This is a genomic window from Massilia phyllosphaerae (assembly GCF_034659755.1).
In the GTDB taxonomy this organism is placed as follows: Bacteria; Pseudomonadota; Gammaproteobacteria; order Burkholderiales; family Burkholderiaceae_D; genus Telluria; species Telluria phyllosphaerae.
Genome location: NZ_JAXSQX010000003.1, coordinates 552,626 through 576,657, shown reverse-complemented (window position 1 = coordinate 576,657; position 24,032 = coordinate 552,626). Strand labels below are relative to the sequence as shown.

Below are 24,032 nucleotides of genomic sequence, written 5' to 3'. Positions count from 1 at the left end.
ATGCGTAGCCCCGGTAACCACCATCCGCCACGCCGCAGCGGCGGCTTCACGCTGCTCGAGGCGGTCATCGCCATGCTGCTGCTGGCCGTCTGCCTGCTGCCTGCCGCGAGCGCGCTGCGCGACGCGGCGGGGGCGCCAAGCGTCGCCGCCAGCGCAGCGCGCAACCTCGATTGCGTCAGTTCGCTGATGGAGACCGTGCTGGCCGAACCCTACAACCGCCTGCTGTCGCTGGCGACGACCGAGGATGCCTCGGCGTATCCGGTGGCGCCCAATCCCGCTTGTCCGGCGCGCACGGTGCGCATTGCGCGCTACGGCGCCAACGGCAACCGCAAGATCGGCCCCGGGGCAACCGACGATTACCTGCTGTACGTGAGCGTTGCCCTGGCCGATCCCGCCGACGGCAATCCGTACACCCTGGTCACGCTGGTGTCGCGATGAGACGCAAGGGTGTTCAACGCGGCGTGACCCTGGTCGAGCTGCTGCTCGGGCTGTCCATCACGGCCGTGCTGATGGTGCCGCTCGGCGCCATGTTCCAGAATGCGTCCAGCGCCGCCGCCGCCGGCCAGAGCGCGCTCGGCCTGAACGGCGAGCTGCGTTTCGCCATGGACCGCATCGCCCGCCGCGCCCCGACGGCTTCGATCCTGAGCGATGCTTCCGGCGTCGTCACGCAGCCCGGCGTCGCGCCGGCACCGGCGCTGACGTATGCGATCAGCGGCACCGACCTGGTCGAAACCGAAAACGCCACGACCACGTCGCTGCTGGGCGCCATCGTCACGACGCTGCTGCCGTCGCCGCCGCGCGTCAGCGTGATCGCGTCGAATGCCGTCGCCGTCAAGCTGTCGGCGCCGGCCAGCGCCAGCCAGCCGCTGCTGAAGATCGACCTGACCCTGCGCGCGCCGGACGGTACCACCGTCAGCGCCAGCCGGACCATCCGCATCGGCAGTCCGTCATGAGCCAGGCGTCGATAATGTGGAATCCGGTGCGTGCCCGGCGCCGTGAATCGGGTGTGCTGGCGCTCACGGTGGCACTGCTGCTGGCCGTGATGGCGGCAGCGGCGTTCGGCATGCACCGCGCCGCCGGCATGGATGTGCAGGCGGTGAACGCCGAGTACGACCGCCGCAGCGCCGCCTACCTGGCCGAAGCCGGCGTGGCCGCCGGCAAATGGTATAACCAGATCAAGTGCGGCAACGCCGTCCCGTCGGCGTTTTCGCTGGTGCCGGGCGCCACGCTGAACATCAACGTCACGAAAGGAGCGCCGCACCAGATTGCGGTCAGCGCCACCGCGACCACGGCCGCCGGCAGCACCAGCACGCTGACGCGCGACCCGATCAATATCTACAACCTCGGCAACACCGAACAAAAGGCCCTGGGCGGCGCGGTCCTGGACACCTATATCGACCCCAGCCTGACCGCGCCGAAGAACACCGACACCAGCCTGGTGCTGTCGGGCCAGTCGAATGCCCTGCTGTCCTGGGACACGAAGGACATTCCCAAGGACGCCACGGTCCTGTCGGCCGTCCTCACGCTGGTGCAGAACGGCAGCAGCGGCGAGACGCGCACGGTCAACCTGCACCGGGTGACGACGCAGTGGGACGCCAGCGCGACCTGGACCCGCGCGCGCTTCCTGGTCGGCTGGAACGGTGGCGACTACGATCCGCAGGTGCTCGCCAGTTTCAACGTCGGCAGCGGCGCCAACTACGCCATCGACCTGACCGCGCTCGTGGCTGCCTGGTACGGCAACCCGCCGGCGAACTACGGCATGCTGCTGCGCCTGCCCAACCCCGGCCAGAGCGTGACCTTCTACAGCCGCGAAGCGCCCACTGCCCAGGAACCGGCGCTGAACGTCACCTTCAGTAAATCGTGCCCGTGATTGAATTGATGCCCTTCCAGCGGAGCCTGTCCGCATGAACCTGCGCACGCTTGCGGCAAGGCTCGCCTTGCCTGCGCGGTCCCCGACGCCGCCGATCGGCGCCGACTTCGCCGCCCATGGCCTGAACCTGGTGCAGGCGGCGCGGCGCGACGGCGGCTTCAGCCTCACGGCGGCCGCCTCGCTGCCCTACCCGATCCCGCGCGCCGACCTGCTGGCGGCGCCGGCCGAGCTGGCGCGCTTCGTCGCCGGCGCCCTGGCATCGGCGCCGTTCAAGGGCCGCCGCGTGATCTCGGCGCTGCCGCCGGCCGACGTGCGCATCCTGCCGCTGACGCTGCCGGTGGCCCCGAACCAGTCCGAAGCCCAGGCCGTGGCCAAGGCCGCCACCGAGCAGCTCGGCGTGGACGCCGCCAATGCCGTGCTGGATTACTATCCGATCCGCGGCGCCGACGGCGACACCAGCGGGCGCCAGGTGCTGGTAGCCGCCGCCGACAAGGCGCGCGTGCTGGATTACCTGGCAGCGCTGGAAGCGGCGCGCCTGGAACCGGTGGCGCTCGACATCGGCCCGGCCGCGATCGCGCGTTTGCTGGCGGCGATCCACGGCAGCGATATCGGCCAGTCGACCCTGCTGCTGAATTTCGGCAGCGTCCGCAGCTTCGTCACCGTGATCTGGGGCCGCCGCCTGATGCTCGACCGCGAGATCGATTTCGGCGAAGCCCAGCTGGCCGCCACGCTGGCGGCGGCGCTCGAACTGCCGCCGGAGACCGCCACCAGCCTGCTGCGCGAACACGGCATCGGCATGGGCGCGCGTGGCCATGCCGATGGCGCCCACACGGAATTACGGCGCACCATCCACGAGGTGCTGCACCCGGCCTGCCTGGGCCTGGCCGACGAGCTGGCGCACACCCAGGTGTACGTGGCCTCGCGCACGCGCGGCAGCACCATCAGCCGCGTCTACCTGAACGGCAGCCTGGCGCGCTACCCGGACATCCAGGCGCGCATCGGCGAACTGATCGACGTGCCGGTGCACCTACTGGATCCGTTCGGCGCTTTCCAGGAAGGTGCGGGCAAGGACCAGGACCGCATCGGCCGCGAGATCGCCCTGGCGTCCGGGCTGGCGCTGCGGGGAGCCGTGCATGGCTGACATCGACATGATCCCGCGCGAATACCGCGACGGCGTGCGCGTGCGCCGCACCCTGCGCCTGGCCGCCATCGCCTTGGCGCTGGTGGTCGCGGCGGGTACCCTCGCCGGCGTCGGCCTGCGCTGGCGCACGGCGGCGCTGGAACACAGCGCGACCGCACTGGAGGCCGCGGCCGCGCAGGCGCAGGCCGACAGCGCGCGCGGCGCCGAGCAGCAGGCCGAGCGCAGCCGCCAGGAGCAGGCCCACGCCGTCCTGCGCACGCTGCGCCGCCAGGGCGAACTGGCGGCGCTGGCCCGGGGCCTCGACGCATCGCTGGGCGACACGGTCTGGCTGACCGGCCTGCGCATCGAGCGCGATGTGCAGGGCGCCGCTGCCGGCGCCAATACGGCGGCGGCTGCGCTGCCGGAGGGCACCGAGACCTTCAGCGCGCCCGGCGCCACCCCTGCCGCCCCGGTCCAGACCTGGCACCTGCGCAGCGCCATCGAACTGAATGGCCAGGCGGCCAGCTACGAAGCCGTCACCGCCTTCCTGGCGGCGCTCGGACGCCAGCCCGGCATCGCCGGCCTACAGCTGGTCAGCAGCAGCATCGTCGAAGGCGGCGCGATCGACTTCCACGCCACCGGCGCCCTGGTCCATCAAGGAAAGACACCATGACACCCTCCCTGCGCCACGCGCTGGCGGCCATGCCGGCGCGCCAGCTGAACCTGGTCGCGATCGGCGCCGTCGCCATCGTGGCCGCCCTGATGTGGACGCTGGCGATCCGGGCCCCATTGGCGGCGCTGCGCCAGCAGCAGATACGGCTGGTGTCGCTGCGCGCGGCCCAGGCCAACGCGCCGCTGCCGCTGCCGGCCGGAGTGCCGGCTGCCGGATCGCCAGCCGCCGGATCGCCAGCCGCCGGATCGCCGGCCGCCGGTTCTGCAACCGCCTTGCCGCCGCTGCCGGCGGCACCGGCCCCGCTGGCGCTGATCGCCGCCGCCGGCGCCAGCGCCCGTGCCGCCGGGTTGACGGTGGGCGGTGCGGTGCCGGGTGCGCAGCGCAGCATCGCCGGCCTGCGCCAGCAGACCCTCGACATCGAAGCCAGCGGCAGCTACGGCGCCATCCTCGAGTGGCTGGACGGGATCGAGGCGCGCCAGCCGGCGGTCGGGATCGTGCGCCTGAACCTGCGTCCGGCGCCGGACGAGCCGCGCCGCCTGGTGCAGCTGCAGCTCGGCGCCTATGGAACGGAGGCGAAGCGATGATGCGCATGATGGCCATGCTGGCGCTGCTGTGCGTCGCCCTGGCGACCATGGCCGCGGCCGTCCCGACGGCCACCACCGCCATGCCTGCAAGCGCAGCCGCAGGGCTGGCGCCGGCGCTGCGCACGCTGCGCGACCCCTTCGTGCGCCCGGCACCGCCGCCGGCGCCCGCGGCGGCGCTGCCGGCCGAACCGGCGCCCGAGCCGCCGCCGCTGCACCTGCGCGCGGTGATCCTGAACGGCACCCGCTCGGTGGCCAACATCGACGGCGACATCGTCGGCGCCGGCGACCAGGCGCGCGACTATACCGTCATCCGCATCGACGCCCACGGTGTGCTGGTGACGCGCGCCGGCAAGCGGCAACTCCTGACAATGACTGAAAAGGACAAGCAATGAAACTCCGGCAATCGCTCCTGGCGCTGTGCCTGCTGGCGCCGGCCCTGCATGCCGAGGTACGCACGGCGTCCGCCCCTGCCGCCGCCGCCGTCCCTGCCGGCTCTGCTGCGACAGCGAACGTGATGTCCTATACCTTCCGCGACACGCCGATCGCCGAGCTGTTCAACATGATCGCGCACACCGCCCACATCAACATCGTGCTGGCGCGCGGCGTCAGCGGCAACGTCTCGATCAGCTTGTACGACATGACGGTGCGCGAGGCGATCGAGGCCATCGCCGAAGCCGGCGGCTATGCGGTCACCGAGCGTGGCAGCGGCTTCCTGATCTCGGACGCCAAGGTGGCGCAGAAGGAAATGGCGGCGTCGATGCAGGTGCGTGCGATGAAGGTGCGTTATACCGACGTCAAGAAGGCCGGCGACATCCTGATGCGCCAGGTCGGCGTCAACGGCACGGTGACGGTGCTGGAGCCGACCCGCACGCTGGTGGTGGAATCGAACGAGGCCGGCCTGGCACGCGCGGCCAGGGTGCTGCGCGAGATCGACAGCCCGCCGCGCCAGATCCTGATCGAAGCCAAGATCCTCGAGATCACGCTGGACCGCAGCGACGTGTTCGGCGTCGACTGGACCCGCATCTTCAACGAGAACGGGCCGAACAACGCGGGCACCACCGGCCTGTCGACCGCGGTCGGCCCGCGCTTCTTCTTCAATGTCGTCAACAGGAATATCGAAGCCCACCTGACGGCGCTGACCAACAAAGGCCGGGTGCACACGCTGGCGACGCCACGCCTGCTGGCGCTGGAAGACCAGGAAGCCAGCACCAACGTCGGCGACCAGCTCGGCTACCGTCTTACCACCACCATCAACAACGTCACCACCGAGTCGATCCAGTTCCTCGACACCGGCGTGATCCTGCGCGTGACCCCATCGATCGACGTCGACGGCCGCATCATGATGAAGGTGCGGCCGGAAGTCAGCTCGGGCTCGGTCTCTGGCGGCATTCCGTCCAAGAAGACGACCGAAGTGAACACCCAGCTGATCGCGCACGACGGCCAGCCGGTGCTGATCGGGGGCCTGATCAAGAGCAGCAGCAATTACCGGCGCCAGGGCATTCCGCTGCTGAGCGACGTGCCGCTGCTGGGCCGCGCGTTTTCCAGCACCGACGACGGCGGCAGCACCACCGAGACCATCGTGCTGATCACGCCGCGCATCGTGGGCGTGGACGGACCGGCCGTGGATGCGGTGACGGAGAAGAAGGTGGATGAGGCGGAACGGGTGCTGAAGGTGCGGGGGGAGGTGCTGGACCAGAAGCTCGAGCAGATCATACCGGCGCGGACCGGGCCTGATTGAGCGGACTGGGATTGAATAGCGGACTGGGATTGAATAGCGGACTGGGATTGAATAGCGGCCCGCGGCTTGAAACCGTCGCCCCTGCGAAGGCAGGGGTCTAAGTTGCACGCGTATCGTTAACGCTCGCAGAACTTGGACCCCTACCTTCGCAGGGGCGACGTGCATCGGCCAACAAAAGAATAACGCTTACTTCCGCGCGCCTTTCGGCTTGCTCTTGATGGTCGACAGGATCGACGGCTTCACCTTCGACGACGGCGCCATGAACGGCGTGCTGGCCGGAACCCGGTCGCCACCGCGTGCATTGGCGCCGGCGCGGCCGGCAGCACCCCTTTTCGGCGCCACCTCGATCACCCGTCCGCGCGGCACCGCATCGCTGCGCGGTCCCATCGGCGCATTCGGCGCCGGACGGCGATCGCCGCGCTGCTGCTGCAGGGCGGCCTCTTCGCCACCTTGCGCCGGCACCAGGTGCCGTTCGCCATTGCCGATCAAGTCGCCGCGGCCCATGCGGCGCAGACCCTCGCGCAGCACCGGCCAGTTTTCCGGATCGTAGTAGCGCAGGAAGGCTTTATGGAGCTTCCTGGTCTTGCCGCTCTTCGCGGTCTCGACGGTTTCCGAATCCTCGGTCACCTTGTGCAGCGGGTTCTTGCCGCTGTGGTACATGGTGGTCGCCATTGCCATCGGGGTCGGCGTGAAGGTCTGCACCTGGTCGAGGTGGAAGTTGTTCTTCTTCAGCCAGAGGGCGAGATTCAACATGTCCTCGTCGGTGCTGCCCGGATGGGCCGCGATGAAGTACGGGATCAGGTACTGCTTCTTGCCGGCTTCCTTCGAATACTTGTCGAACAGCGCCTTGAACTCGTCGTAGGCGCCGATCCCCGGCTTCATCATCTTCGACAGCGTCGCTTCTTCGGTATGCTCGGGCGCGATCTTCAGCAGGCCGCCGACGTGGTGGGTGACCAGTTCCTTCACATACTCGGGCGAGCGCACGGCGAGATCGTAGCGCAGGCCGGAACCGATCAGGATCTTCTTGATGCCGGGGATGGCGCGCGCCTTGCGATACAGCGAAATCAGCTTGCTGTGGTCGGTGCCCAGGTTGGAGCAGATGGTGGGATAGACGCACGACAGGCGGCGGCACGATTCCTCGATCGTCTTTTCCTTGCACGACAACCGGTACATATTGGCGGTCGGGCCGCCCAGGTCGGTGATGGTGCCGGCGAAGTTTTTCGTGGTGTCGCGGATCAGCTCGATCTCGCGCAGGATCGACGGCTCCGAACGGCTCTGGATGATGCGGCCTTCGTGCTCGGTGATCGAGCAGAAGGTGCAGCCGCCGAAGCAGCCGCGCATGATGTTCACCGAATAACGGATCATTTCCCAGGCCGGGATGTGGGCCTTGCCGTAGCTCGGGTGCGGCGCGCGCGCGTATGGCAGGTCGTAGACGTTGTCCATCTCGTCCATGGCGAGCGGCAGTGGCGGCGGATTCAGCCAGACGTCGCGGTCGCCGTGCGCCTGCACCAGCGCACGCGCATTGCCCGGGTTCGACTCCAGGTGGAACACGCGCGAGGCGTGCGCATACATTACCGGATCTTCGCTGACGGTCTCGAAACTCGGCAGGCGCACCACGGTCTTTCTCGCTTTTTCGCGGGCGGCGGCCTGGCGCTCTTCGCGCGTCATGATGACGATCGGTTTCAGGATCGGCTGTGCGTCGGGCTCCGGCGCCGCGTTATCGATCGCGCACTGCTTCGGGTCTTCCAGCGCCATCGCGTACGGGTTCGGCTGCTTGTCGATGCGGCCCGGCACGTCCACGCGGGTGGAATTGTGGACGGTCCATTCCTCGTCAGGCATCCAGCCCTGCGGCACCAGGAAGGCGGTACCGCGCAGGTCGCGGATGCTCTTGATGCTCTCGCCGGCCGCAATGCGCTTGGTGACGTCGACCAGGGCGCGCTCGGCGTTGCCGAAGATGACCAGGTCCGCCTTCGATTCGAACAGCACCGAGCGGCGCACCTTGTCCGACCAGTAATCGTAGTGCGCGATGCGGCGCAGCGAGGCTTCGATCGAGCCGGCGATGACCGGCACGCCCGGGAAGGCTTCGCGCGCGCGCTGGCAGTACACGGTCACGGCGCGGTCAGGGCGTTTATTGGGCGCGCCGTCCGGCGTATAGGCGTCGTCCGAGCGGATCTTGCGGTCGGCCGTGTAGCGGTTGACCATCGAGTCCATGTTACCGGCGGTGATGCCCCAGTACAGGTTGGGCTTGCCGAGCGCGCGGAAGGGCTCGACCGAGGTCCAGTCCGGCTGGCTGATGATGCCGACCCGGTAACCCTGCGCTTCCAGCAGGCGGCCGACCAGCGCCATCCCGAAGCTCGGGTGGTCGATGTAGGCGTCGCCGGTGATCAGGATGATGTCGCACGAATCCCAGCCCAGTTTGTCCATCTCGGCACGCGACATGGGCAGGAACGGGGCGGCAGGCGCACGGCTGGAACGTTTGGCAACGCTCGCGAAAAGATTGGTGGGGGAGTTCATTGGCCGGTATTCTACCGGAATTCCGATTGACGTTCTCCCCTCCCCTCCAAAAATGGCTTGAATATCAACGACTTGGCTCAGCCATAATGAGTTTTTGTTGTTTCAAATCCCCATATTCGCCAGGATATTGCCGAGCTGGCGCAGCGCCGGTTCCAGCGTCGGGTGCCGGGCCGCGAAGCGCGCCGTGATTTCCTGGCTGCGCGAAGCCAGGCCATAGGTGTTGGCATCCGGATCGTCGGCGTGGCGCTCCAGCACCTTGTTGATGTCGCCGTCGAGCTGGCGCAACAGCATTTCCAGTTCGTCATCGACCTCGCCGCGCTCTTCGAGGCTGCGGTGCAGGGCCTTCAGGTGCGCTTTCAGGGTGTCTTCACGCGTTTCTTCGCGCATTTCCTCATTTTCGTTCTGCATGGCGTTCCTCTAATCGTTGAACCTGGTCGCGAGATACAGCTGCTCGACCTTGTCGCGGGCCCAGGGCGTCTTGCGCAGGAACTTCAGGCTCGACTTGATGCTCGGGTCCTTGATGAAGCAGTTGATGTCGATACGGCGGCCGAGTTCGGCCCAGCCGTAGTGCTCGACCAGGCGGGTCAGCAAGGATTCTAAGGTAATACCGTGTAAGGCTTGAACACTCATTGCAGGGGCAATGTTAATAGGGGTGTTGGGGAAAGTTTATACCTGCCGGGGAAGCATTGGCGCGCGAAGAAAGGACCGTGACCTGAAAACCGTCGCCCCTGCGGAGGCAGGGGCCCAATTTTTCGACTATTCGCGGAACTTGGGTCCCTGCCTTCGCAGGGACGACGTTTTGGAGGAGCAGGCCACAAATACTATTTCTGCCTGCTCCATCCGACGATCACTCGCCCGTCAACCCACGCCGCTCCAGCAGCGGCTCGATCTTCGCATCGCGCCCGCGGAAGCCACGGTACATCTCCATCGCATCCATGGTGCCGCCGCGCGACAGCAGGGTCTTGCGGAAATGGTCGCCATTCTTGCGGGTCAGGCCGCCGTGCTCCTTGAACCACTCGACGGTGTCGGCATCCAGCTTCTCGGCCCACAGGTAGCCGTAGTAGCCGGACGAGTAGCCGCCCGAGAACACGTGCGAGAAATAGGTGGTGCGGTAGCGCGGCGGGACCAGCGGGAAGTCGACGCCGGCGTCCTGCAGCGCCTTGGCTTCGAAGGCCAGCACGTCGGTCGGGATCTGGTCCGGGCCGAGCTGGTGCCAGCGCTGGTCGAGGATCGACGCCGCCAGGTACTCGGTGGTGCGGTAGCCTTCGTTGAACTTGCTCGAGGCCTGCACCTTGTCCAGCAGGGCCGATGGCATCGGCGCACCGGTCTGGTAGTGCTTGGCGTAGTTGGCCAGCACTTCCGGCCAGGCCATCCACATCTCGTTCACCTGCGACGGGAACTCGACGTAGTCGCGCGGCACGCGCGAGCCCGAGAAGCGCGGGTATTTCACGTTCGAGAACATGCCGTGCAGCGCATGGCCGAACTCGTGGAACATGGTGCGCGCTTCGTCATAGGTCAGCAGGGTCGGCTCGCCGGCCGCGGGCTTGGGGATGTTCAGGTGGTTGGCCACCACCGGGTGGGTGCCCAGCAGTTTATTCTGGCCGACGTAGGCATTCATCCAGGCGCCGCCGCGCTTGTTGGCGCGCGCATACGGATCGTGCAGGAAGATCGCCAGCTGCTTGCCGTCGGCATCGAACACGTCGAACACGCGCACGTCCGGATCGTACACCGGCAGGTCCTTGCGTTCCTTGAAGGTGATGCCGAATTCCTTGGTGGCGGCGAAGAACACGCCGTTCACCAGCACGTTGTTGAACTCGAAATACGGACGCAGCTGGTTCTCGTCGAAGGCGTAGCGCTGGGCACGCACCTTGTCGCTGTAGTAATTCCAGTCGTAGGCCGCCGCCTGGAACTTGCCGCCTTCGGCATCGATCACCTTCTGCAGGTCGGCCGCTTCGCGCTTGGCGTTGCGCACCGCCGGCTTGGCGAAGTCGGCCAGCAGCGTGTTGACGGCGCCGGTGGTCTTCGCGGTCTGGTCTTCCAGCATGTAGGCCGCATGGCTCGGGTAGCCCAGCAGCGCGGCACGGTCGGCGCGCGCCTTGGCCAGTTCCAGCACCAGCGCGCGGTTGTCGTAGTCGCCGCCGCGGCTGCCGCGTGCAAGCGAGGTCGCCAGCAGCTTTTCGCGGGTCGCGCGGTTGGTCAGCACCGACAGGGGCGCCTGCTGGGTGGTGTTCACGACCGGGATCGCGAACTTGCCGTCCAGGCCACGCTTTTTGGCTTCCACCGCGGCGACGTCGATCGCCTTGTCCGACATGCCGGCCAATTCCGCGCGGCTGTCGACTACCAGCGCCGAGGCGTTGGCTTCCTTCAGCACGTTCTGGCTGAACTGGGTCTGCAGGGCGGCGATCTTGCCGTTATACGCCTTCAGCTTTTCCTTGTCGGCGGCGGACAGCTTGGCGCCGGCGCGCACGAAGTCGGTGTGGTAGCGCTCGAGCAGGTATTTCGATTCGGCGTCCAGGTGCAGCTTGTCACGCTTGTCGTACAGGGTCTTGATGCGCGCGTACAGCTTTTCGTTGAGGCGGATCTTGTCGCTGTGCGCCGCCAGCTTGGGCGCCAGGTCCTTGTCCAGCGCATTCAGGGTGTCGTTGGTATTCGCACCGACCATGCTCGAAAAGACGGTCGAGACGCGGTTCAGCAGCTGGCCCGAACGCTCCATCGCGACCACCGTGTTCTCGAAAGTCGGCGCCGCCTTGCTGTTGGCGATGGCCTCGATTTCCAGCGACTGCTGGCGCATGCCTTCCTCGAACGCCGGCGCGTAGTCCTCGTTCTTGATCTTGTCGAAGGCGGGATAGTTGAACGGCAGGGTGCTCGGCTTGGCAAACGGGTTGGATGCCGGCAGCAGCGACGCCGGTTCGGCGTGCGCGAAATTGGCGACGGCCGCGGTCACGGCCAATGCCAGGAGAGTGGAACGGTACATGGTCTTGGTCTCTCGGTGGTGGTGATTATTGATTGCCGGTCAGGCCGCGGCGCTCGAGCAGCGGCTCGATCCTGGCGTCACGCCCGCGGAAATTGCGGAACAGGTCCATCGCATCGGCCGAACCACCGCGCGACAGCAGGGTCGCACGGAAGTGGTCGCCGTTCTTGCGCAGCAGGCCACCGTTTTCCTTGAACCATTCGACGGTGTCGGCATCCAGCTTCTCGCTCCACAGGTAAGCGTAGTAACCGGCCGAGTAGCCGCCCGAGAAGCTGTGCGAGAAATAGGTCGTGCGGTAGCGCGGCGGCACCGGCGCGAAGTCGACGCCGGCATCCTTCAGCGCCTGCGCCTCGAAGCCGGTCACGTCGGCCGGCACCTGGGCCGGAGTCATCTGGTGCCAGCGCTGGTCCAGCAGCGAGGCCGCCAGGTACTCGGTCGTGATGAAGCCCATGTTGAACTTCTTCGACGCCTGCACCTTGTCCAGCAGCGCCTTCGGCATCGGCGCGCCGGTCTGGTAATGCTTGGCGTAGTTGGCCAGCACCTCTGGCCAGGTCGCCCACATCTCGTTGACCTGCGACGGATACTCGACGAAGTCGCGCGGCGTGTTGGCGCCGCCAAAGGTCGGGTAGGTCACGTTCGAGAACATGCCGTGCAGCGCGTGGCCGAACTCGTGGAAGGCGGTGCGCACTTCATCGTAGGTCAGCAGCGTCGGCTGGCCGGCGGCCGGCTTCGGTATGTTCAGGTGGTTCGCCACCACTGGCATGTTACCCAGCAGCTTCGACTGGGTGACGTACTCGTTCATCCAGGCGCCGCCCTGCTTGTTCGGACGCGCGTAGTAATCCAGGATGAAGATCGCCAGCTGCTTGCCGTTGGCGTCGAACACGTCGAAGGTGCGCACGTCCGGGTCATACACCGGCAAGTCCTTGCGCTCCTTGAAGCTGATGCCGAATTCCTTGTTCGCGGCGAAGAACACGCCGTTCTGCACCACGTTGTTCAATTCAAAATACGGCTTCAGCTGGCTCTCGTCGAACGCATATTTCGCCTGGCGCACCTTGTCGGTGTAGAACGCCCAGTCGTGCGCGGCGACCTGGAAACCACCCTTTTCGGCATCGATCACCTTCTGGATTTCAAGCGCTTCCTTCTTCGCGTTGTCGACGGCCGGCTTGGCCAGTTCGCCCAGCAGCTTGTTCACGGCTTCCGGCGTCTTCGCGGTTTCCTCTTCCAGAGAATAGGCGGCATAGGTCGGGTAGCCGAGCAGCGCCGCCTTTTCGGCGCGCAGCCTGGCCAGGCGCTGCACCAGCGTACGGCTGTCGAATTCGCCGCCGCGGCTGCCGCGCGCCAGCGAGGCCGCCATCAGGCGCTCGCGCGTGGCACGGTTGGTCATCAGGGCCATCGGTGGCTGGATCGTGGTGTTCACCAGCGCGATCACGTACTTGCCGTCGAGGCCGCGCTTCCTGGCTTCCGCCGCGGCGGCATCGATGTCGGCGTCCGGCAGGCCGGCCAGTTCGGCACGGCTATCGACCACCAGCGCCGAGGCATTCGCTTCCTTCAGCACGTTCTGCGCGAACTGCGATTGCAGGCCGGCGATCTCGCCGTTGTAGGCTTTCAGCTTGTCCTTGTCGGCGCTGGACAGGTTGGCGCCGGCGCGCACGAAGTCGCGGTGGTAACGTTCGACCAGGTGCTTCGATTCGGCGTCGAGTTTCAGGCTGTCGCGCTTGTCGTAGACCGTCTTGACGCGCTGCCACAGCTTCGCGTTCATGAAGATCGCATCGTGGTGCGCGGCCAGTTTCGGCGACATCTCGCGGTCGATCGCATCCAGCGCATCGTTCGTGTTGGCGCCCTGCAGATTCGAGAAGGTGACCGACACGCGCGCCAGCAGCTGGCCCGAACGCTCCATCGCGACGATCGTGTTCTCGAAGGTCGGCGCAGCCTTGCTGGCGGCGATCGCATCGACTTCGCGCAACTGCTCGCGCATGCCGGCGTCGAAGGCCGGCTTGAAGTGCTCGTCCTTGATCTTGTCGAAGGCCGGATAGTGGAAAGGCAGCGAGCTGACTTTGGCGAAGGGGTTCGATGCGTCGAGGGAAGCGCCGGCGGGGATGGGTGCGGCGATCGCTGCCGGTGCCAGCGCAGCGGTGGCAGCGGCGGCAACGATGAAGCTGTAAGGACGATTCATTGGATCTTTCACGGACATGAAAAAAACACTGCCGGGGAGCGGACCCGGCAGCATGCGCGCGAAGATCATAGCAAAGTTATTGCCGCATCGTCACATTCGATGCGCAGCCAGTTCACGCTTTCTGCCGGCCCTCCTCGCCGACTTTTTTCTCGATGCGCCGGTCCGGAATCAGCCACATGACGGCCACCCCGACATACACCAGGAAGCCGAGCCAGGCCGCGAACCAGGACACGGCAATGCCGACCAGGTACAGCACGATCGACATCTTGCCCTTGCGATCGTCGCCGATCGCTTCGGCCAGCGCCGCATTCTTGTCGTGGTGCTGGATCAACCTGCGCATCAGCAGCGAATAGGCCATCGCGCACATGAACAGCACGATGCCGTAGGCGACGGTGGGCGCGGTCTCGAAATGGTTTTCGCCGGTCCAGGCGGTGACGAAGGGAATCAGGGAAAGCCAGAACAGCAGGTGCAGGTTGGCCCACAGGATGCCGCCGCTGACTTCTTCGACGGCGTGCAGCATGTGGTGGTGGTTGTTCCAGTAGATGCCGACGTAGACGAAGCTGAGCACGTAGCTCATGAAGATGGGCCACAGCGGCAGCAACGCACTGAAGTCCGCGTGGTGCGGGACTTTGAGTTCCAGCACCATGATGGTGATGATGATGGCGATGACGCCGTCGCTGAAGGCTTCCAGTCGAGTTTTGCCCATATACTTCCCTAGTGTTGCTTCGGTCGTTTCGGTGGGATTAGTCGAGTGAAACGATGCGCTTCGATACCGTGCTTTGAGGGTTGCGATTATTTTTGATACTCAGGACTACACGATGACTGGCGAGCTCCCAGTCTGCCACTCTCGGATGCCCGATGTAACGCTTCGACAGCAATTTTCTGGACCTCGTTTCCGCTCGAAAAAGCGTCAGTCGACCATTTTTTTCATCAACGTACACCGCAAATTTGCCATTTGGCGATACCTTTACCTCGTCAGATCCACACTGGCATAACATCTCTTCTTTAAAGTAAACGAATCCAAAGTGCCCGACACCTTCCCAATGGCCAGGTGGGTTCACTTCCGAACGTTTTATCTCTACATAACCGTTACCGAGATCGCGCTTGGTCTCGGACAGTATTGTTCCGGGAGCCTGAAGGACGGTTTCCTGTCGACGTTGACCAACTTCCCCAGCGTCAGCAGAAGGCAAGATACCGGCAGAGATCAAACTGAAAAAGAACCATTTACACCATTTCTTTGCATTTGTTCGCATGTTATCCATGCCTTTCTTCTAAAGCTGAGCACATGGCGCATACTTCAATCTGAGCGCCTAGGCTTCACCCACCAGCCGAGCGACGCAGGCATTGCAGCCGTTGAGTGAAACCAGCAGCCCCAGGAGGCCAAGAACCGCAAGCGGAACCGACAGCAAGGGAAAGTACACGTAGTTCGGGTCGCCATGCAGTGACCAGGTCAAATACGCGAAGCCTCCAGCCAGCAATAAAGAAGACAGGAGCAGGATCGGACGCTTCCAGCCCGCCTGCAAAATTGACGTTCAGAAGCCGATGGGGTTTTCCCAGCTTTTTCGATCGTAACTCGACTAATACTTGTATATGTATAAGTCCCTGGTAAAGCTCGTGCTGCCAAGGGCAGATTGTTCGTTCTTCAGCAGCGTGCCTTGGGTAGCGATTTTTATCGGAATGGGCGAGTTGGCCGGGATGTACAAAACGTACTCGGTATCGCTTGGCGGCGCTTCACCCATCTTGACGACGGGAAGCGTCTGGATCTTGTCTGCCGGTGCCGGCATCATCGGCGCGCAGCCCACAGAAAGAAAAGCCATCAAGGCCATGCCCAGGGCAGTTTTCGCATCCCATGAGTGCAATTTATTTAAACAGTCAGGCTGCCGGGACCTTCTCATGACTGCGGAGGAATCGGCTCCAGGTACTTATCAAAATTCGCAATGAAATCGTCGAGATTTTCGGCCATCATCTGGCGGAACTGCTCGGTGAAATAATCCAGCGCTCTCTCCTTTTCAGGCTTCATGTTTTCCGCACTGCCGGTGCCATTGGCAACGATGAAGGCATTGAAGCGCGCCGCCGCATACATGGTGGAGGCCGTGACGTGGTTCGGATCGGCCGCGTCGCACTGGGCGTTCGCTGCATTGATGATGGCATTGACGCGCTCCCAGAACGCCTGGTCGGGATTGTTGTTGCTCATGGTTTCATGATGGAGGGATGGTTGAGGTAGCGGCCACTGTAGCATACGCAAGATGGTGGGCGGCCGCCGACCGGACGGGAAGGCATTGCCTCTTCCGGCCCAACAAACGGCGCTGCCGGCGCTGCCACGCCCTTGTGCGGCACTGGCATGCATCCTGCAATCGTCTGCATTGTGCCCGGCGCCCTGCCTGGCCGTCTCAAACCATCGAGGAGATTCAAATGGACAACTGACCATCAAGGACCTGCCCGTCGCTATGGAACTCGACAAGCGCCGGATGGGCGGCGTGCTGGGCGGCATGGGGCGCACGCCGCAGCAGATCCTGGCATTCGAATTGACTGGCAAGCCGGCAACCTGGCAAGGCCTGGTGCTAGAAGACGACAACCAGCTGCATGTGCCGGTTATCTGAGACGGTGCGGCCGGCAGCGCCAGCCGCGGGGGCTACGACAGCAACTTGTTATCGTAGCCCGTACCGGCGATTTCGTAATAGATATCGTCGAGATAAGTGGCGCTGTCTTCGGTTTCCAGTACCGACGGAATAAACAGGTCGACCGCCCCCACCGTTTCGGGTTGGCGCACGACTTCCCAGCCATCGTTTTCCCGTCGGACTTCGAGCTTGCGCCGGCCATAGATATTAAACTTCATATCGCTGCGATAAGTCATGGGAAAATGTCTGGCTATTAGGCTAATGTTCGTACGCCAAAGTGCGTACTAATAGAACGATGCCGCATGCAAATATTCCCGTCAATAAATAATTCAATTGTGACGCAGGGTGACAATGTTTTTCCGACGAAACTACAACACATCGGAAAAATCGATGCCAAAAACAACACGGTTTTTTGCAAAATAGAATGAAACTCGGCAAGTATTGAAGCGATAATTGTCTGCACGTTTCTTCAGTAATAACACTTTATTGTGAAATTAAGTGCCACGCATAAACATTTGTTTTAACATTAATAGTGTGGTGGTTTTTCGTTGACAGGTCCCTGCCCAGCATCACGCAGCGCGCGTATATGTTCTGCCAGCTTGGACACCAGCGCTTCCAGCTGGTCGATACGGCGCCCCTGTTCATAAATGGTGCGGTTCAGCGTGTCGACCAGGTTTTCCTGTTCGCCCAGCTTGATTTCGATATCGATGAAGCGGTCTTCGGCACTCACGGCGGCTCCTGCATGGATAAAAGAATAAGGGCGGCATCATACCAGTGCCCAAAAACAAAAAGCCGAATGTCTCCATGCGGCTCTGCGGTCATCGCCTGATAACCATCAGGCCGTCAGCAGGGACAGGTGGGCGATATCATTGTGCGGCGTGCCGACCAGCTGCGCCTGCCCTTCCGGAATGTCGACCGCCATGCTGGATGCCTGCGCATGCGCGCCGACGCTGTTGCCGCTGCCGGTGGTCTGCTGCGCAATGCCGACCAGGGTGTGCACCAGCTGGATCGTGCTGGCGACGCTGCCGACACCCTGCAGGGCGGCCAGGATGCTGCCCGGGGTGTACACCGCGTTGACATTGAAGGTGGCGACGCTGCTGGCTGGCGAGGTGTTGCCGGCGGCATCGGTGGCGGTGGCGTGGATCTGCTGGTTCAGGGCGTCTTCGAAATGGCTCAGCGTGAGGCTGAACGCGCCATTGGCATCCGCCTTGCCACTGCCGACCGCCTGGTTGTTCGCATCGTAGACAGTGACGGTGGCATTCGCTTCGGCCGAGCCGGTCACGACCGGCTTGTCGCCCTGCACGAAGCCGGCGGCGTTCTTGGTCACGGCCAGCGACGGTGCCAGCGGCGCCGTGGTGTCGGGTGACAGGATATCGGCGCGCTGGATGCTGCCGTCCGAAAAACGCAGCACTTCGATCGACGACAGGATGTCGGTACCGTCGTTCGCGCTGCCGGTGTTATTGACCACTTGCAGGTTGCCGTTGGCCAGGTTGGTGAACGTGTACTCGCTGCGCAGGCCACGGAAGACGGCGGTGTCGATGCCGTTTCCGCCAAACAGCATGTCGTTGCCGCCATCGCCTTCGAGCACATCGTTGGCATCGGTGCCGGTGAGGCTGTCGGCGCCATTGGTGCCGGTGATGTAGCGCGCGCCGGTGGTCGAATTGATGCCCAGCGCCCCGGCCAGGCCGTCGTGGCCATACAGCCAGTTGAGGGCAGCAATGTCGTCCTGGCGATAAGTCGTGTACGGTCCGCCCAGGTCGGTGTACGACATTAGGGTATTGCTGGTGTTGTCCTGCGAGGTGGGCAAGACTGCCTTGTTGTCGTCGGTGGTCTCGAACGAGTGCTTCAGGCCCAGTGCATGGCCCAGCTCATGCAACAGGGTTTCATAGCCGTTGCCGCCCGGCGTCAGGTTGCTGTTCTGGGCATTCCATTCAGCATTGTCCAGATAGACATAAGCATCGGCGTCGTAGCTGACCAGCTGGGTACCGCTATAGCTGTAGTTGCTCAGCCAGCTGCACAGGCCGGTAACGTTGGCGCCGGCGATGTCGGTGTTGCTCAGGTGAATTTGCGCATCGGTGCCGACTGCGGTTTCCAGGAACTGGATGCCGGTCACCTGCGAAATGTAGGCGAATGCAGTGCGTACCGCCGCCTGCTGGGACACCGAAAAGGCCTGTAATCCGGTTTTCCCGGCTTCGGTACCGGACGTCACGGAAAACGTGTACTGCAGCGTGTTATTGCTCGAAAAATAATTCCAATCAGGCCCACTATCGAGCAAAGCGTCGATGTGGTTCAGACCCGACAAGGGGGTAGTGGTGATATCAGAAACAGTGGCCATCGACGAGGTGCCCGGAAATGCGGCAGATAAATTGATTTGTGAAATGTGAAGTTTCAAAAGTATTTATTGCGCACCCCTCGAAGTCAAATAAGAATTTGAATCGTGCGACCGCCTTGCATTCGCTTCAAGGCTTATGCGCAACGAATCATGTCGCGCAACTACGACTTATTAGTCAATGGGCACGAAAACAGGTGCCGCCGCGATAATCGGCAGCGCCCGTCCGTTACACCTTCGGCGTGGCCAGCAGGGCCTTCAGGTTGGCCAGCCGTTCTTTCGGCGTCATCACTTCGGTTTCCTTGGGCGCGGCGTCGCCGACTTCCAGCGCCATTTCCTTGATGAAGCGCGACGGATCGCAATGGACCTGCTCGCCGGCGCGCTTTCTCTTCTTGCACCAGGTCACGTGCAGGGTGCGCTGGGCGCGCGTGATGCCCACGTACATCAGGCGCCGCTCTTCCTGGATGCGCGCGGCGATCTTTTCGATCGGGTCGTCGGGGTCGCCCTTGTGCGGCAGGATGCCTTCCTCGACACCGACCAGGAACACGTGCGGATATTCCAGGCCCTTCGAGGCGTGCAGGGTCGACATGCGGATCGCGTCCGGCTCTTCGTCCTTGCCTTCCAACATCGACATCAAGGCCACCATCTGCGTCAATTCGAGCAGGTTCTTTTCCTCGCCGTCGCGGTCGCGTCCGCCGCGCCCGCGTTCCTTCAGCCAGTTGGTAAATTCCAGCACGTTCTGCCACTTGCTCTGGGCGGCGCGGTCGTCGAAATTCTCGTACAGGTAGTGCTCGTAGTTGATCTCTTTCATCATGTCATCGAGCAGCTCGGCGGCGTTGTCGCCGCTGCCGGACGGACCGGGCCGGGTGGCGCGCGATTCCATATCGTTGATGAAATGGCAGAACTCGCGCAGCGGATACAGCTGGCGGTCGGACAGCTTGGCTTCGATGCCGCCCTTCAGCGCCGCCTCGAACAGCGAGCAGTTCCACTGCTTCGAGAACTCGCCGAGCGCTTCGATGGTCGCCATGCCGACGCCGCGCTTGGGCGTGGTGATGGCGCGGATGAAGGCCGGGTCGTCGCCCTCGTTGGCGATCAGGCGCAGGTAGGCGATGATGTCCTTGATCTCGGCCTTGTCGAAAAAGCTCTGGCCGCCCGAGATCGTGTACGGAATACGTTCCTTGCGCAGCGCCTGCTCGATCACGCGCGCCTGGTGGTTGCCGCGGTACAGGATCGCGTAGTCCGACCATTTGTTCTTGCGCTGGAAATGTTCCGACGAAATCATAATGGCGACCTGGTCGGCTTCCATCTCGTCGTTCGGCATGCCCAGCACCTTGATCGGCTCGCCCAGGCCGTGCTCGGACCACAGCGATTTCTCGAACAGCTTCGGGTTATTGCCGATGACCGCATTGGCCGCCTGCAGGATGCGCGTGGTCGAGCGGTAGTTCTGCTCCAGCTTGATCACGCGCAGGTCCGGGAAGTCGGTCTGCAGCGTCTTGAGGTTTTCGACCGAAGCGCCGCGCCAGGCATAGATCGCCTGGTCGTCGTCGCCCACCGCGGTGAACATCGGCTTCTTGCCGATGCCGGTCACCATCAGCTTCACCAGCTCGTATTGGCAGGTGTTGGTGTCCTGGTACTCGTCCATCAGCAGGTAACGCAGGCGGCGCTGCCAGCGGTCGCGGATATCGCCATTGTTGCGGAACAATTCCACCGGCAGGCGGATCAGGTCGTCGAAGTCGACCGCCTGGTAGGCCTGCAGCGTCGCCAGGTAGCTGCGGTAGATGCGGCCGGCCTGCGCTTCGTCTTCGTCTTTCGCCTCGCGGATCGCATCTTCGGGATCGACCAGGCCGTTCTTCCACAAGGAAATCGCGTTCTGGATGCGGCGGATCTCGTGTTTATCCGTGGTCACGGCCAGGTCGGACACCACCGTGTAGCAGTCATCGGCGTCCATGATCGAAAAGCGGTCCTTGAGGCCGACGCCGGCCGCTTCCTGGCGCAGGATCTTGACGCCCAGCGAGTGGAAGGTCGATACCGTCAACTGCTTGGCCTGCTTGGGCTGCTTGAGCAGCTTGCCGATACGCTCCTGCATCTCGAGCGCGGCTTTATTCGTGAAGGTGAGCGCGGCGATCGTGCGCGGATCGTAGCCGCGGTGCTCGATCATGTAGGCGATCTTCTGGGTGATCACGCGCGTCTTGCCCGAGCCGGCGCCGGCCAGCACCAGGCAGGGGCCGTCGAGATAAAGCGCGGCTTCGCTTTGCGGACCGTTGAGGCCGAAATTCGGGGTGGTGGACATGGGGTGTCGTTCTGGAGGGCTAGCTCAGCATTGTAAAGGAGGCGGGCTGTGCACGTAAAAGGCTGTATGCAAACGGCGACGTTGTTGTCGGCTATGCTTGTGGAAACGGCCTGGCGCCACCACATACCCCATTTGCTGAACACGACAAGAGAACGCACGATGAAATTCGAACATCTGATCGAAATTAATGACCCGCTCAACCCGCTGATCGACACCATTACCCGCGAGCAGCTGTGGCGCGGCCTGGTGCTGCGCGCGGAAGACCCGAAGCGCTTCATTCCCCACCTGGACGAATGCATCATCGGCGAGCGCGAAAGCGGCAGCTTCACGCGCCGCCAGCGTTTCGGCGAGCTGTGGATCGACGACCATGTGCGCCTGACCCCGCTGGAAGAAGTGCGCTTCGAAGTGCCGGCCCAGGGCGATATTGCGCAATCGCTGCTGACCATGCGCATCGAAGCGCGTGGCGATGCCATGTTGCTGGTGCGCTTTACCTATGACGACGGCAATCCATCGGCCGGCGACGAGATGAGCAGGATGTACGAGGACTTCAAGAAGTCGGCCTACCAGGAAGCCGATATCGATACGATCAAGATCGTGCGCCAGCTGGCGTCCGAGGGCAAACTGGATGCCAGCTACTTGAATTGATGTTCATGATGCGCCGGTGGCTGAACACCGGGATCAGAGCCCTGCTCTGGTGGCTGAACACCGGGGTCAGAGCCCCTTAAAAGCAACACCGGGCTCTGACCCCTGCTCTGTCCCCTAGGTTCCCGGCTCCACTTCGGCCGGGTCGGTGCTGCTGGCATCCTTGGCCAGCTCCGTCGCCAGATCCCGTAACGCCGTGCGCACGCCCTCCTCGATCACGGGATGATAGAACGGCATCTCCAGCATCTGGTCCACCGTCATCCGCGCCTGCACCGCCCAGGCCAGCAAATGCCCGAGATGCTCGCCGCGCGGCGCGATCATCTCGGCGCCCAGGAAGCGCCCGCTGCCATATTCCCCGTACACGCGCAGCATCCCCTTGTTCTGCAACATGACGCGGCTGCGGCCCTGGTTCTCGAACGACACTTGGCCGATCGCGAATTTCGGCTTGCCCGGCTCGCACAGGCTTTTGTAGCTGGCACCCAGCGTGACGATGTTCGGTTCGGTGAATGCCGCAGTCAGCGGCGTGCGGCGCAGGCCGGGGCGGATGTCCGGATAGCGGCCGGCATTGTCGCCGGCGATCTTGCCGTGGTCGGCCGCTTCCGGCAGCACCGGGCGCTCGTTGTTGGCGTCACCGGCAATGAAGATATGGCTGGTCCCGCATTGCATGGTGCGGCTGTCGAACAGCGGCACGCCGTTGGTCCCCAGCGCCAGTCCGCTGTGCTCGATGCCGATGGCGGCCACGTTGGGCGTGCGCCCGGCGGCCATCAGCACGTACTGGAAGCGCGCGCAGCGCTCTTCGCCACCCTCGCGCATGCACAGCACCACCTCGTCGCCATCCTGCTCCGCCTTCACGATCTCGGTCTGGAAATGCAGGTCGATCTCTTCGCGCAGCACCTGGCCGGCCTTGCGCAGCACCACCGGGTCGGTCAGTTGGGCGACGCTGCCGCCGCGCGCGTACAGGCTCACGCGCACACCCAGGCGCGCCAGCGCCTGGCCCAGTTCCAGGCCGATCACGCCGGTGCCGATCACGGCGACCGAGCGCGGCAGGTCCTGCCAGTCGAACACCTCGTCGCTGGTGATCACGCCGGGACCGACGTTCTCCAGCTTCGGCAGGCGGGTCGGCGTGGAACCGCTGGCAATCACCACGCGCGCCGCTTCCACCTCGCTGACGTTGCCGGCGCCGTCGTCGACCACCAGCGTGTGCGGTCCCGTGAAACGCGCATGGCCACGCAGCTTGTCGGCATCCGGGATGCTGTCGACGCCATCCAGCACGAAACCGACGAAGCGGTCGCGCTCGCGCCGCACGCGCTCCATCACGGCCACGCCGTCGACGCGCTTTTCCCCTGCATGCACGCCGAACGCCGCGGCCGCGTCGAGCATGTGCGCCGCCTCGGCCGCCGCGATCAGGAGCTTGCTCGGCATGCAGCCGACCCTGGCGCAGGTGGTGCCGTAGTGGCCGCCTTCGATCATCACGGTGCGCGCGCCCTGTGCCCTGGCGGCGCGGTAGGCCACCAGTCCCGCCGTGCCGGCGCCGATCACGGCGACGTCGACCTTTAGTTTACGCATTTCGTCCCTCGCAATATGCTCATGCACGACGCTATGCTACTCGTATTGGATGCCGAAATGGTATTCGGTCTGGACCAGCGTATCCGCCGCGATGCCGGCGGGCTGCGGGTAACGGCGCAGTGCGCGGTCGGCCAGGGCGCGCACCATCTGCTCGAATTCGCCCACGCTCCTGGTGCCGCGATCCTGCGTCTTTTCGGCATTGATCGCGCCCATCATCGCATACTCGCGCGTCTCGCCCTTTTGCGTATCGATGCGCGGCACCGCGGGCAGGAAGCGCACGGTCACGTCGCCGCCGACCGCGTAGATATAGGCCATGGCCGGGTATTTGGCTTCCGCCGAAATGGTCGACATCACGCCGACCATGTAGTTGCAGGCGGCCAGACGCGCTTGCGGCCAGGCCTGCAGTGCGGTGACGAAGCGGTCCATGTCGTCCACCGCGTCGGCGCCCGGGATGCAGCCCGCTACGCCGTGCATCCTGCCGGCCTTGTCACGCTCGCGGCTGGCCCACCACAAGGCTGCCGCCACGTCGGGACCATTGCCGGGCGCTGCATAGCCGGCAGCCAGGCGGTCGGCACCATCCCTGACCCCGCCCTGCCAGGCCTGGATATAGAAAGGCACTGCATGCTCCCAGTCACGCGCGACGCAGATACCGTTTTCGTACATGCTGCCGGCCAGCAGGGCAACCTCCGGAAATCCTTTTTTCAGCGCGGACTTCAGGTCGCCGACCGCGCCCGTGCAATCCTTCCGCGCGATCCGGCTGGTGATCTCCTGGACGGCCTTCTGGCCGTAGTAGGAGGTTTCTGCGGCCGCAGGCAGGGGCCACAGGGCGGCGCCGGCCAGCGCATACCCGCAAGAGGCAAGGACAAAGCGCGTCATGCGCAGGCGGCGGCACAGCATCCGGTATCCCCAAAAAGTTTTCCAAGTGACAATAATAGCGCCAATGC

General features: G+C 64.1%; 25 protein-coding genes. 10 read left to right on the top strand and 15 right to left on the bottom strand.

Translation table 11 applies throughout. The annotated features are described in order from the left end of the window. Genes U1H99_RS15200 through U1H99_RS15165 form a run of 8 tightly spaced genes read left to right on the top strand, consistent with a single transcriptional unit; the run spans nt 1 to nt 5,985 of the window. On the top strand, nt 1-438 hold the full coding sequence (locus tag U1H99_RS15200) for a type IV pilus modification PilV family protein (protein ID WP_323142560.1): 438 nt from the start codon (nt 1-3) through the stop codon (nt 436-438). Next, the gene (locus U1H99_RS15195; RefSeq protein WP_323142559.1) at nt 435-953 is read left to right on the top strand and encodes a PilW family protein; all 519 of its coding nucleotides are present in this window, start codon (nt 435-437) and stop codon (nt 951-953) included. The genes U1H99_RS15200 and U1H99_RS15195 overlap by 4 nt, the downstream gene beginning before the upstream one ends. Before the next feature lie 14 nt (nt 954-967). Next, nucleotides 968-1,870: a DNRLRE domain-containing protein gene (locus U1H99_RS15190; protein ID WP_323142558.1), complete on the top strand. Its 903-nt coding sequence runs from the start codon at nt 968-970 to the stop codon at nt 1,868-1,870. Between the two features lie 34 nt (nt 1,871-1,904). Then, nucleotides 1,905-3,011, top strand: a complete 1,107-nt coding sequence (gene pilM, locus U1H99_RS15185) for a pilus assembly protein PilM (RefSeq protein WP_323142557.1) — start codon at nt 1,905-1,907, stop codon at nt 3,009-3,011. Continuing rightward, nucleotides 3,004-3,663, top strand: a complete 660-nt coding sequence (locus U1H99_RS15180) for a PilN family protein (RefSeq protein WP_323142556.1) — start codon at nt 3,004-3,006, stop codon at nt 3,661-3,663. Before pilM ends, U1H99_RS15180 begins: the two co-directional genes overlap by 8 nt. Next, nucleotides 3,660-4,247, top strand: coding sequence for a hypothetical protein (locus tag U1H99_RS15175; protein WP_323142555.1), 588 nt, complete (start codon nt 3,660-3,662; stop codon nt 4,245-4,247). Before U1H99_RS15180 ends, U1H99_RS15175 begins: the two co-directional genes overlap by 4 nt. Further along, nucleotides 4,244-4,639: a hypothetical protein gene (locus U1H99_RS15170; protein ID WP_323142554.1), complete on the top strand. Its 396-nt coding sequence runs from the start codon at nt 4,244-4,246 to the stop codon at nt 4,637-4,639. The genes U1H99_RS15175 and U1H99_RS15170 overlap by 4 nt, the downstream gene beginning before the upstream one ends. Then, the gene (locus tag U1H99_RS15165; RefSeq protein ID WP_323142553.1) at nt 4,636-5,985 is read left to right on the top strand and encodes a type II secretion system protein GspD; all 1,350 of its coding nucleotides are present in this window, start codon (nt 4,636-4,638) and stop codon (nt 5,983-5,985) included. The genes U1H99_RS15170 and U1H99_RS15165 overlap by 4 nt, the downstream gene beginning before the upstream one ends. A gap of 186 nt (nt 5,986-6,171) precedes the next feature. Here U1H99_RS15165 and U1H99_RS15160 read toward each other — a convergent pair whose 3' ends face one another. From U1H99_RS15160 to U1H99_RS15120, 9 genes are all read right to left on the bottom strand, one after another. Beyond that, complete coding sequence (locus U1H99_RS15160; RefSeq protein ID WP_323142552.1) at nt 6,172-8,499, bottom strand: YgiQ family radical SAM protein; 2,328 nt, start codon at nt 8,497-8,499, stop codon at nt 6,172-6,174. Nucleotides 8,500-8,601: 102 nt separating this feature from the next. After that, nucleotides 8,602-8,907, bottom strand: a complete 306-nt coding sequence (locus tag U1H99_RS15155) for a DUF4404 family protein (RefSeq protein WP_323142551.1) — start codon at nt 8,905-8,907, stop codon at nt 8,602-8,604. A 9-nt stretch (nt 8,908-8,916) separates the two neighbouring features. After that, on the bottom strand, nt 8,917-9,129 hold the full coding sequence (locus U1H99_RS15150) for a VF530 family protein (RefSeq protein ID WP_323142550.1): 213 nt from the start codon (nt 9,127-9,129) through the stop codon (nt 8,917-8,919). A gap of 217 nt (nt 9,130-9,346) precedes the next feature. After that, a complete protein-coding gene (locus tag U1H99_RS15145; protein WP_323142549.1) occupies nt 9,347-11,473 on the bottom strand; it encodes a M3 family metallopeptidase in 2,127 nt (708 codons plus the stop codon). A gap of 25 nt (nt 11,474-11,498) precedes the next feature. Then, nucleotides 11,499-13,643, bottom strand: a complete 2,145-nt coding sequence (locus U1H99_RS15140) for a M3 family metallopeptidase (RefSeq protein ID WP_323142548.1) — start codon at nt 13,641-13,643, stop codon at nt 11,499-11,501. A gap of 112 nt (nt 13,644-13,755) precedes the next feature. Continuing rightward, nucleotides 13,756-14,349 carry a TMEM175 family protein gene (locus U1H99_RS15135; protein WP_323142547.1) on the bottom strand — a complete coding sequence of 198 codons (594 nt, stop codon included), beginning with the start codon at nt 14,347-14,349 and terminating at the stop codon, nt 13,756-13,758. Between the two features lie 37 nt (nt 14,350-14,386). Next, on the bottom strand, nt 14,387-14,905 hold the full coding sequence (locus U1H99_RS15130; protein ID WP_323142546.1) for a hypothetical protein: 519 nt from the start codon (nt 14,903-14,905) through the stop codon (nt 14,387-14,389). A gap of 315 nt (nt 14,906-15,220) precedes the next feature. Then, on the bottom strand, nt 15,221-15,469 hold the full coding sequence (locus tag U1H99_RS15125; protein WP_323142545.1) for a hypothetical protein: 249 nt from the start codon (nt 15,467-15,469) through the stop codon (nt 15,221-15,223). 65 nt (nt 15,470-15,534) lie between these two features. Further along, nucleotides 15,535-15,837, bottom strand: a complete 303-nt coding sequence (locus U1H99_RS15120; RefSeq protein ID WP_323142544.1) for a DUF3144 domain-containing protein — start codon at nt 15,835-15,837, stop codon at nt 15,535-15,537. 253 nt (nt 15,838-16,090) lie between these two features. Here U1H99_RS15120 and U1H99_RS15115 point away from each other — a divergent pair, with 253 nt between their 5' ends. After that, nucleotides 16,091-16,243, top strand: a complete 153-nt coding sequence (locus tag U1H99_RS15115; protein WP_323142543.1) for a hypothetical protein — start codon at nt 16,091-16,093, stop codon at nt 16,241-16,243. 32 nt (nt 16,244-16,275) lie between these two features. On the opposite strand, the gene U1H99_RS15110 is transcribed toward U1H99_RS15115, so the two are convergent. The 4 genes from U1H99_RS15110 to U1H99_RS15095 all read right to left on the bottom strand — a co-directional run bounded on the left by U1H99_RS15110 (nt 16,276) and on the right by U1H99_RS15095 (nt 20,880). Further along, a complete protein-coding gene (locus U1H99_RS15110) occupies nt 16,276-16,497 on the bottom strand; it encodes a DUF7661 family protein (protein WP_323142542.1) in 222 nt (73 codons plus the stop codon). Nucleotides 16,498-16,787: 290 nt separating this feature from the next. Continuing rightward, nucleotides 16,788-16,991: a SlyX family protein gene (locus U1H99_RS15105; RefSeq protein ID WP_323142541.1), complete on the bottom strand. Its 204-nt coding sequence runs from the start codon at nt 16,989-16,991 to the stop codon at nt 16,788-16,790. 105 nt (nt 16,992-17,096) lie between these two features. Further along, complete coding sequence (locus tag U1H99_RS15100) at nt 17,097-18,470, bottom strand: Ig-like domain-containing protein (RefSeq protein ID WP_323142540.1); 1,374 nt, start codon at nt 18,468-18,470, stop codon at nt 17,097-17,099. A gap of 349 nt (nt 18,471-18,819) precedes the next feature. Continuing rightward, nucleotides 18,820-20,880, bottom strand: a complete 2,061-nt coding sequence (locus U1H99_RS15095; RefSeq protein ID WP_323142539.1) for a UvrD-helicase domain-containing protein — start codon at nt 20,878-20,880, stop codon at nt 18,820-18,822. 159 nt (nt 20,881-21,039) lie between these two features. On the opposite strand from U1H99_RS15095, the gene U1H99_RS15090 reads away from it, so the two are divergent. Then, nucleotides 21,040-21,525: an SRPBCC family protein gene (locus tag U1H99_RS15090; protein ID WP_323142538.1), complete on the top strand. Its 486-nt coding sequence runs from the start codon at nt 21,040-21,042 to the stop codon at nt 21,523-21,525. A gap of 114 nt (nt 21,526-21,639) precedes the next feature. On the opposite strand, the gene U1H99_RS15085 is transcribed toward U1H99_RS15090, so the two are convergent. Further along, entirely contained in the window at nt 21,640-23,088 is a 1,449-nt protein-coding gene (locus U1H99_RS15085) for a dihydrolipoyl dehydrogenase (protein ID WP_323142537.1), read from the bottom strand. 36 nt (nt 23,089-23,124) lie between these two features. Then, entirely contained in the window at nt 23,125-23,985 is an 861-nt protein-coding gene (locus U1H99_RS15080; protein WP_323142536.1) for an SEL1-like repeat protein, read from the bottom strand. Between the last annotated feature and the right edge of the window lie 47 nt (nt 23,986-24,032).

Excerpts from the sequence above, each read along its gene's own strand:
- U1H99_RS15200 (WP_323142560.1), top strand. The coding sequence starts at position 1 with ATGCGTAGCCCCGGTAACCACCATCCGCCACGCCGCAGCGGCGGCTTC.
- U1H99_RS15195 (WP_323142559.1), top strand. The coding sequence starts at position 435 with ATGAGACGCAAGGGTGTTCAACGCGGCGTGACCCTGGTCGAGCTGCTG.
- U1H99_RS15190 (WP_323142558.1), top strand. The coding sequence starts at position 968 with ATGTGGAATCCGGTGCGTGCCCGGCGCCGTGAATCGGGTGTGCTGGCG.
- pilM (WP_323142557.1), top strand. The coding sequence starts at position 1,905 with ATGAACCTGCGCACGCTTGCGGCAAGGCTCGCCTTGCCTGCGCGGTCC.
- U1H99_RS15180 (WP_323142556.1), top strand. The coding sequence starts at position 3,004 with ATGGCTGACATCGACATGATCCCGCGCGAATACCGCGACGGCGTGCGC.
- U1H99_RS15175 (WP_323142555.1), top strand. The coding sequence starts at position 3,660 with ATGACACCCTCCCTGCGCCACGCGCTGGCGGCCATGCCGGCGCGCCAG.
- U1H99_RS15170 (WP_323142554.1), top strand. The coding sequence starts at position 4,244 with ATGATGCGCATGATGGCCATGCTGGCGCTGCTGTGCGTCGCCCTGGCG.
- U1H99_RS15165 (WP_323142553.1), top strand. The coding sequence starts at position 4,636 with ATGAAACTCCGGCAATCGCTCCTGGCGCTGTGCCTGCTGGCGCCGGCC.
- U1H99_RS15160 (WP_323142552.1), bottom strand. The coding sequence starts at position 8,499 with ATGAACTCCCCCACCAATCTTTTCGCGAGCGTTGCCAAACGTTCCAGC.
- U1H99_RS15155 (WP_323142551.1), bottom strand. The coding sequence starts at position 8,907 with ATGCAGAACGAAAATGAGGAAATGCGCGAAGAAACGCGTGAAGACACC.
- U1H99_RS15150 (WP_323142550.1), bottom strand. The coding sequence starts at position 9,129 with ATGAGTGTTCAAGCCTTACACGGTATTACCTTAGAATCCTTGCTGACC.
- U1H99_RS15145 (WP_323142549.1), bottom strand. The coding sequence starts at position 11,473 with ATGTACCGTTCCACTCTCCTGGCATTGGCCGTGACCGCGGCCGTCGCC.
- U1H99_RS15140 (WP_323142548.1), bottom strand. The coding sequence starts at position 13,643 with ATGAATCGTCCTTACAGCTTCATCGTTGCCGCCGCTGCCACCGCTGCG.
- U1H99_RS15135 (WP_323142547.1), bottom strand. The coding sequence starts at position 14,349 with ATGGGCAAAACTCGACTGGAAGCCTTCAGCGACGGCGTCATCGCCATC.
- U1H99_RS15130 (WP_323142546.1), bottom strand. The coding sequence starts at position 14,905 with ATGGATAACATGCGAACAAATGCAAAGAAATGGTGTAAATGGTTCTTT.
- U1H99_RS15125 (WP_323142545.1), bottom strand. The coding sequence starts at position 15,469 with ATGGCCTTGATGGCTTTTCTTTCTGTGGGCTGCGCGCCGATGATGCCG.
- U1H99_RS15120 (WP_323142544.1), bottom strand. The coding sequence starts at position 15,837 with ATGAGCAACAACAATCCCGACCAGGCGTTCTGGGAGCGCGTCAATGCC.
- U1H99_RS15115 (WP_323142543.1), top strand. The coding sequence starts at position 16,091 with ATGGAACTCGACAAGCGCCGGATGGGCGGCGTGCTGGGCGGCATGGGG.
- U1H99_RS15110 (WP_323142542.1), bottom strand. The coding sequence starts at position 16,497 with ATGACTTATCGCAGCGATATGAAGTTTAATATCTATGGCCGGCGCAAG.
- U1H99_RS15095 (WP_323142539.1), bottom strand. The coding sequence starts at position 20,880 with ATGTCCACCACCCCGAATTTCGGCCTCAACGGTCCGCAAAGCGAAGCC.
- U1H99_RS15090 (WP_323142538.1), top strand. The coding sequence starts at position 21,040 with ATGAAATTCGAACATCTGATCGAAATTAATGACCCGCTCAACCCGCTG.
- U1H99_RS15085 (WP_323142537.1), bottom strand. The coding sequence starts at position 23,088 with ATGCGTAAACTAAAGGTCGACGTCGCCGTGATCGGCGCCGGCACGGCG.
- U1H99_RS15080 (WP_323142536.1), bottom strand. The coding sequence starts at position 23,985 with ATGCTGTGCCGCCGCCTGCGCATGACGCGCTTTGTCCTTGCCTCTTGC.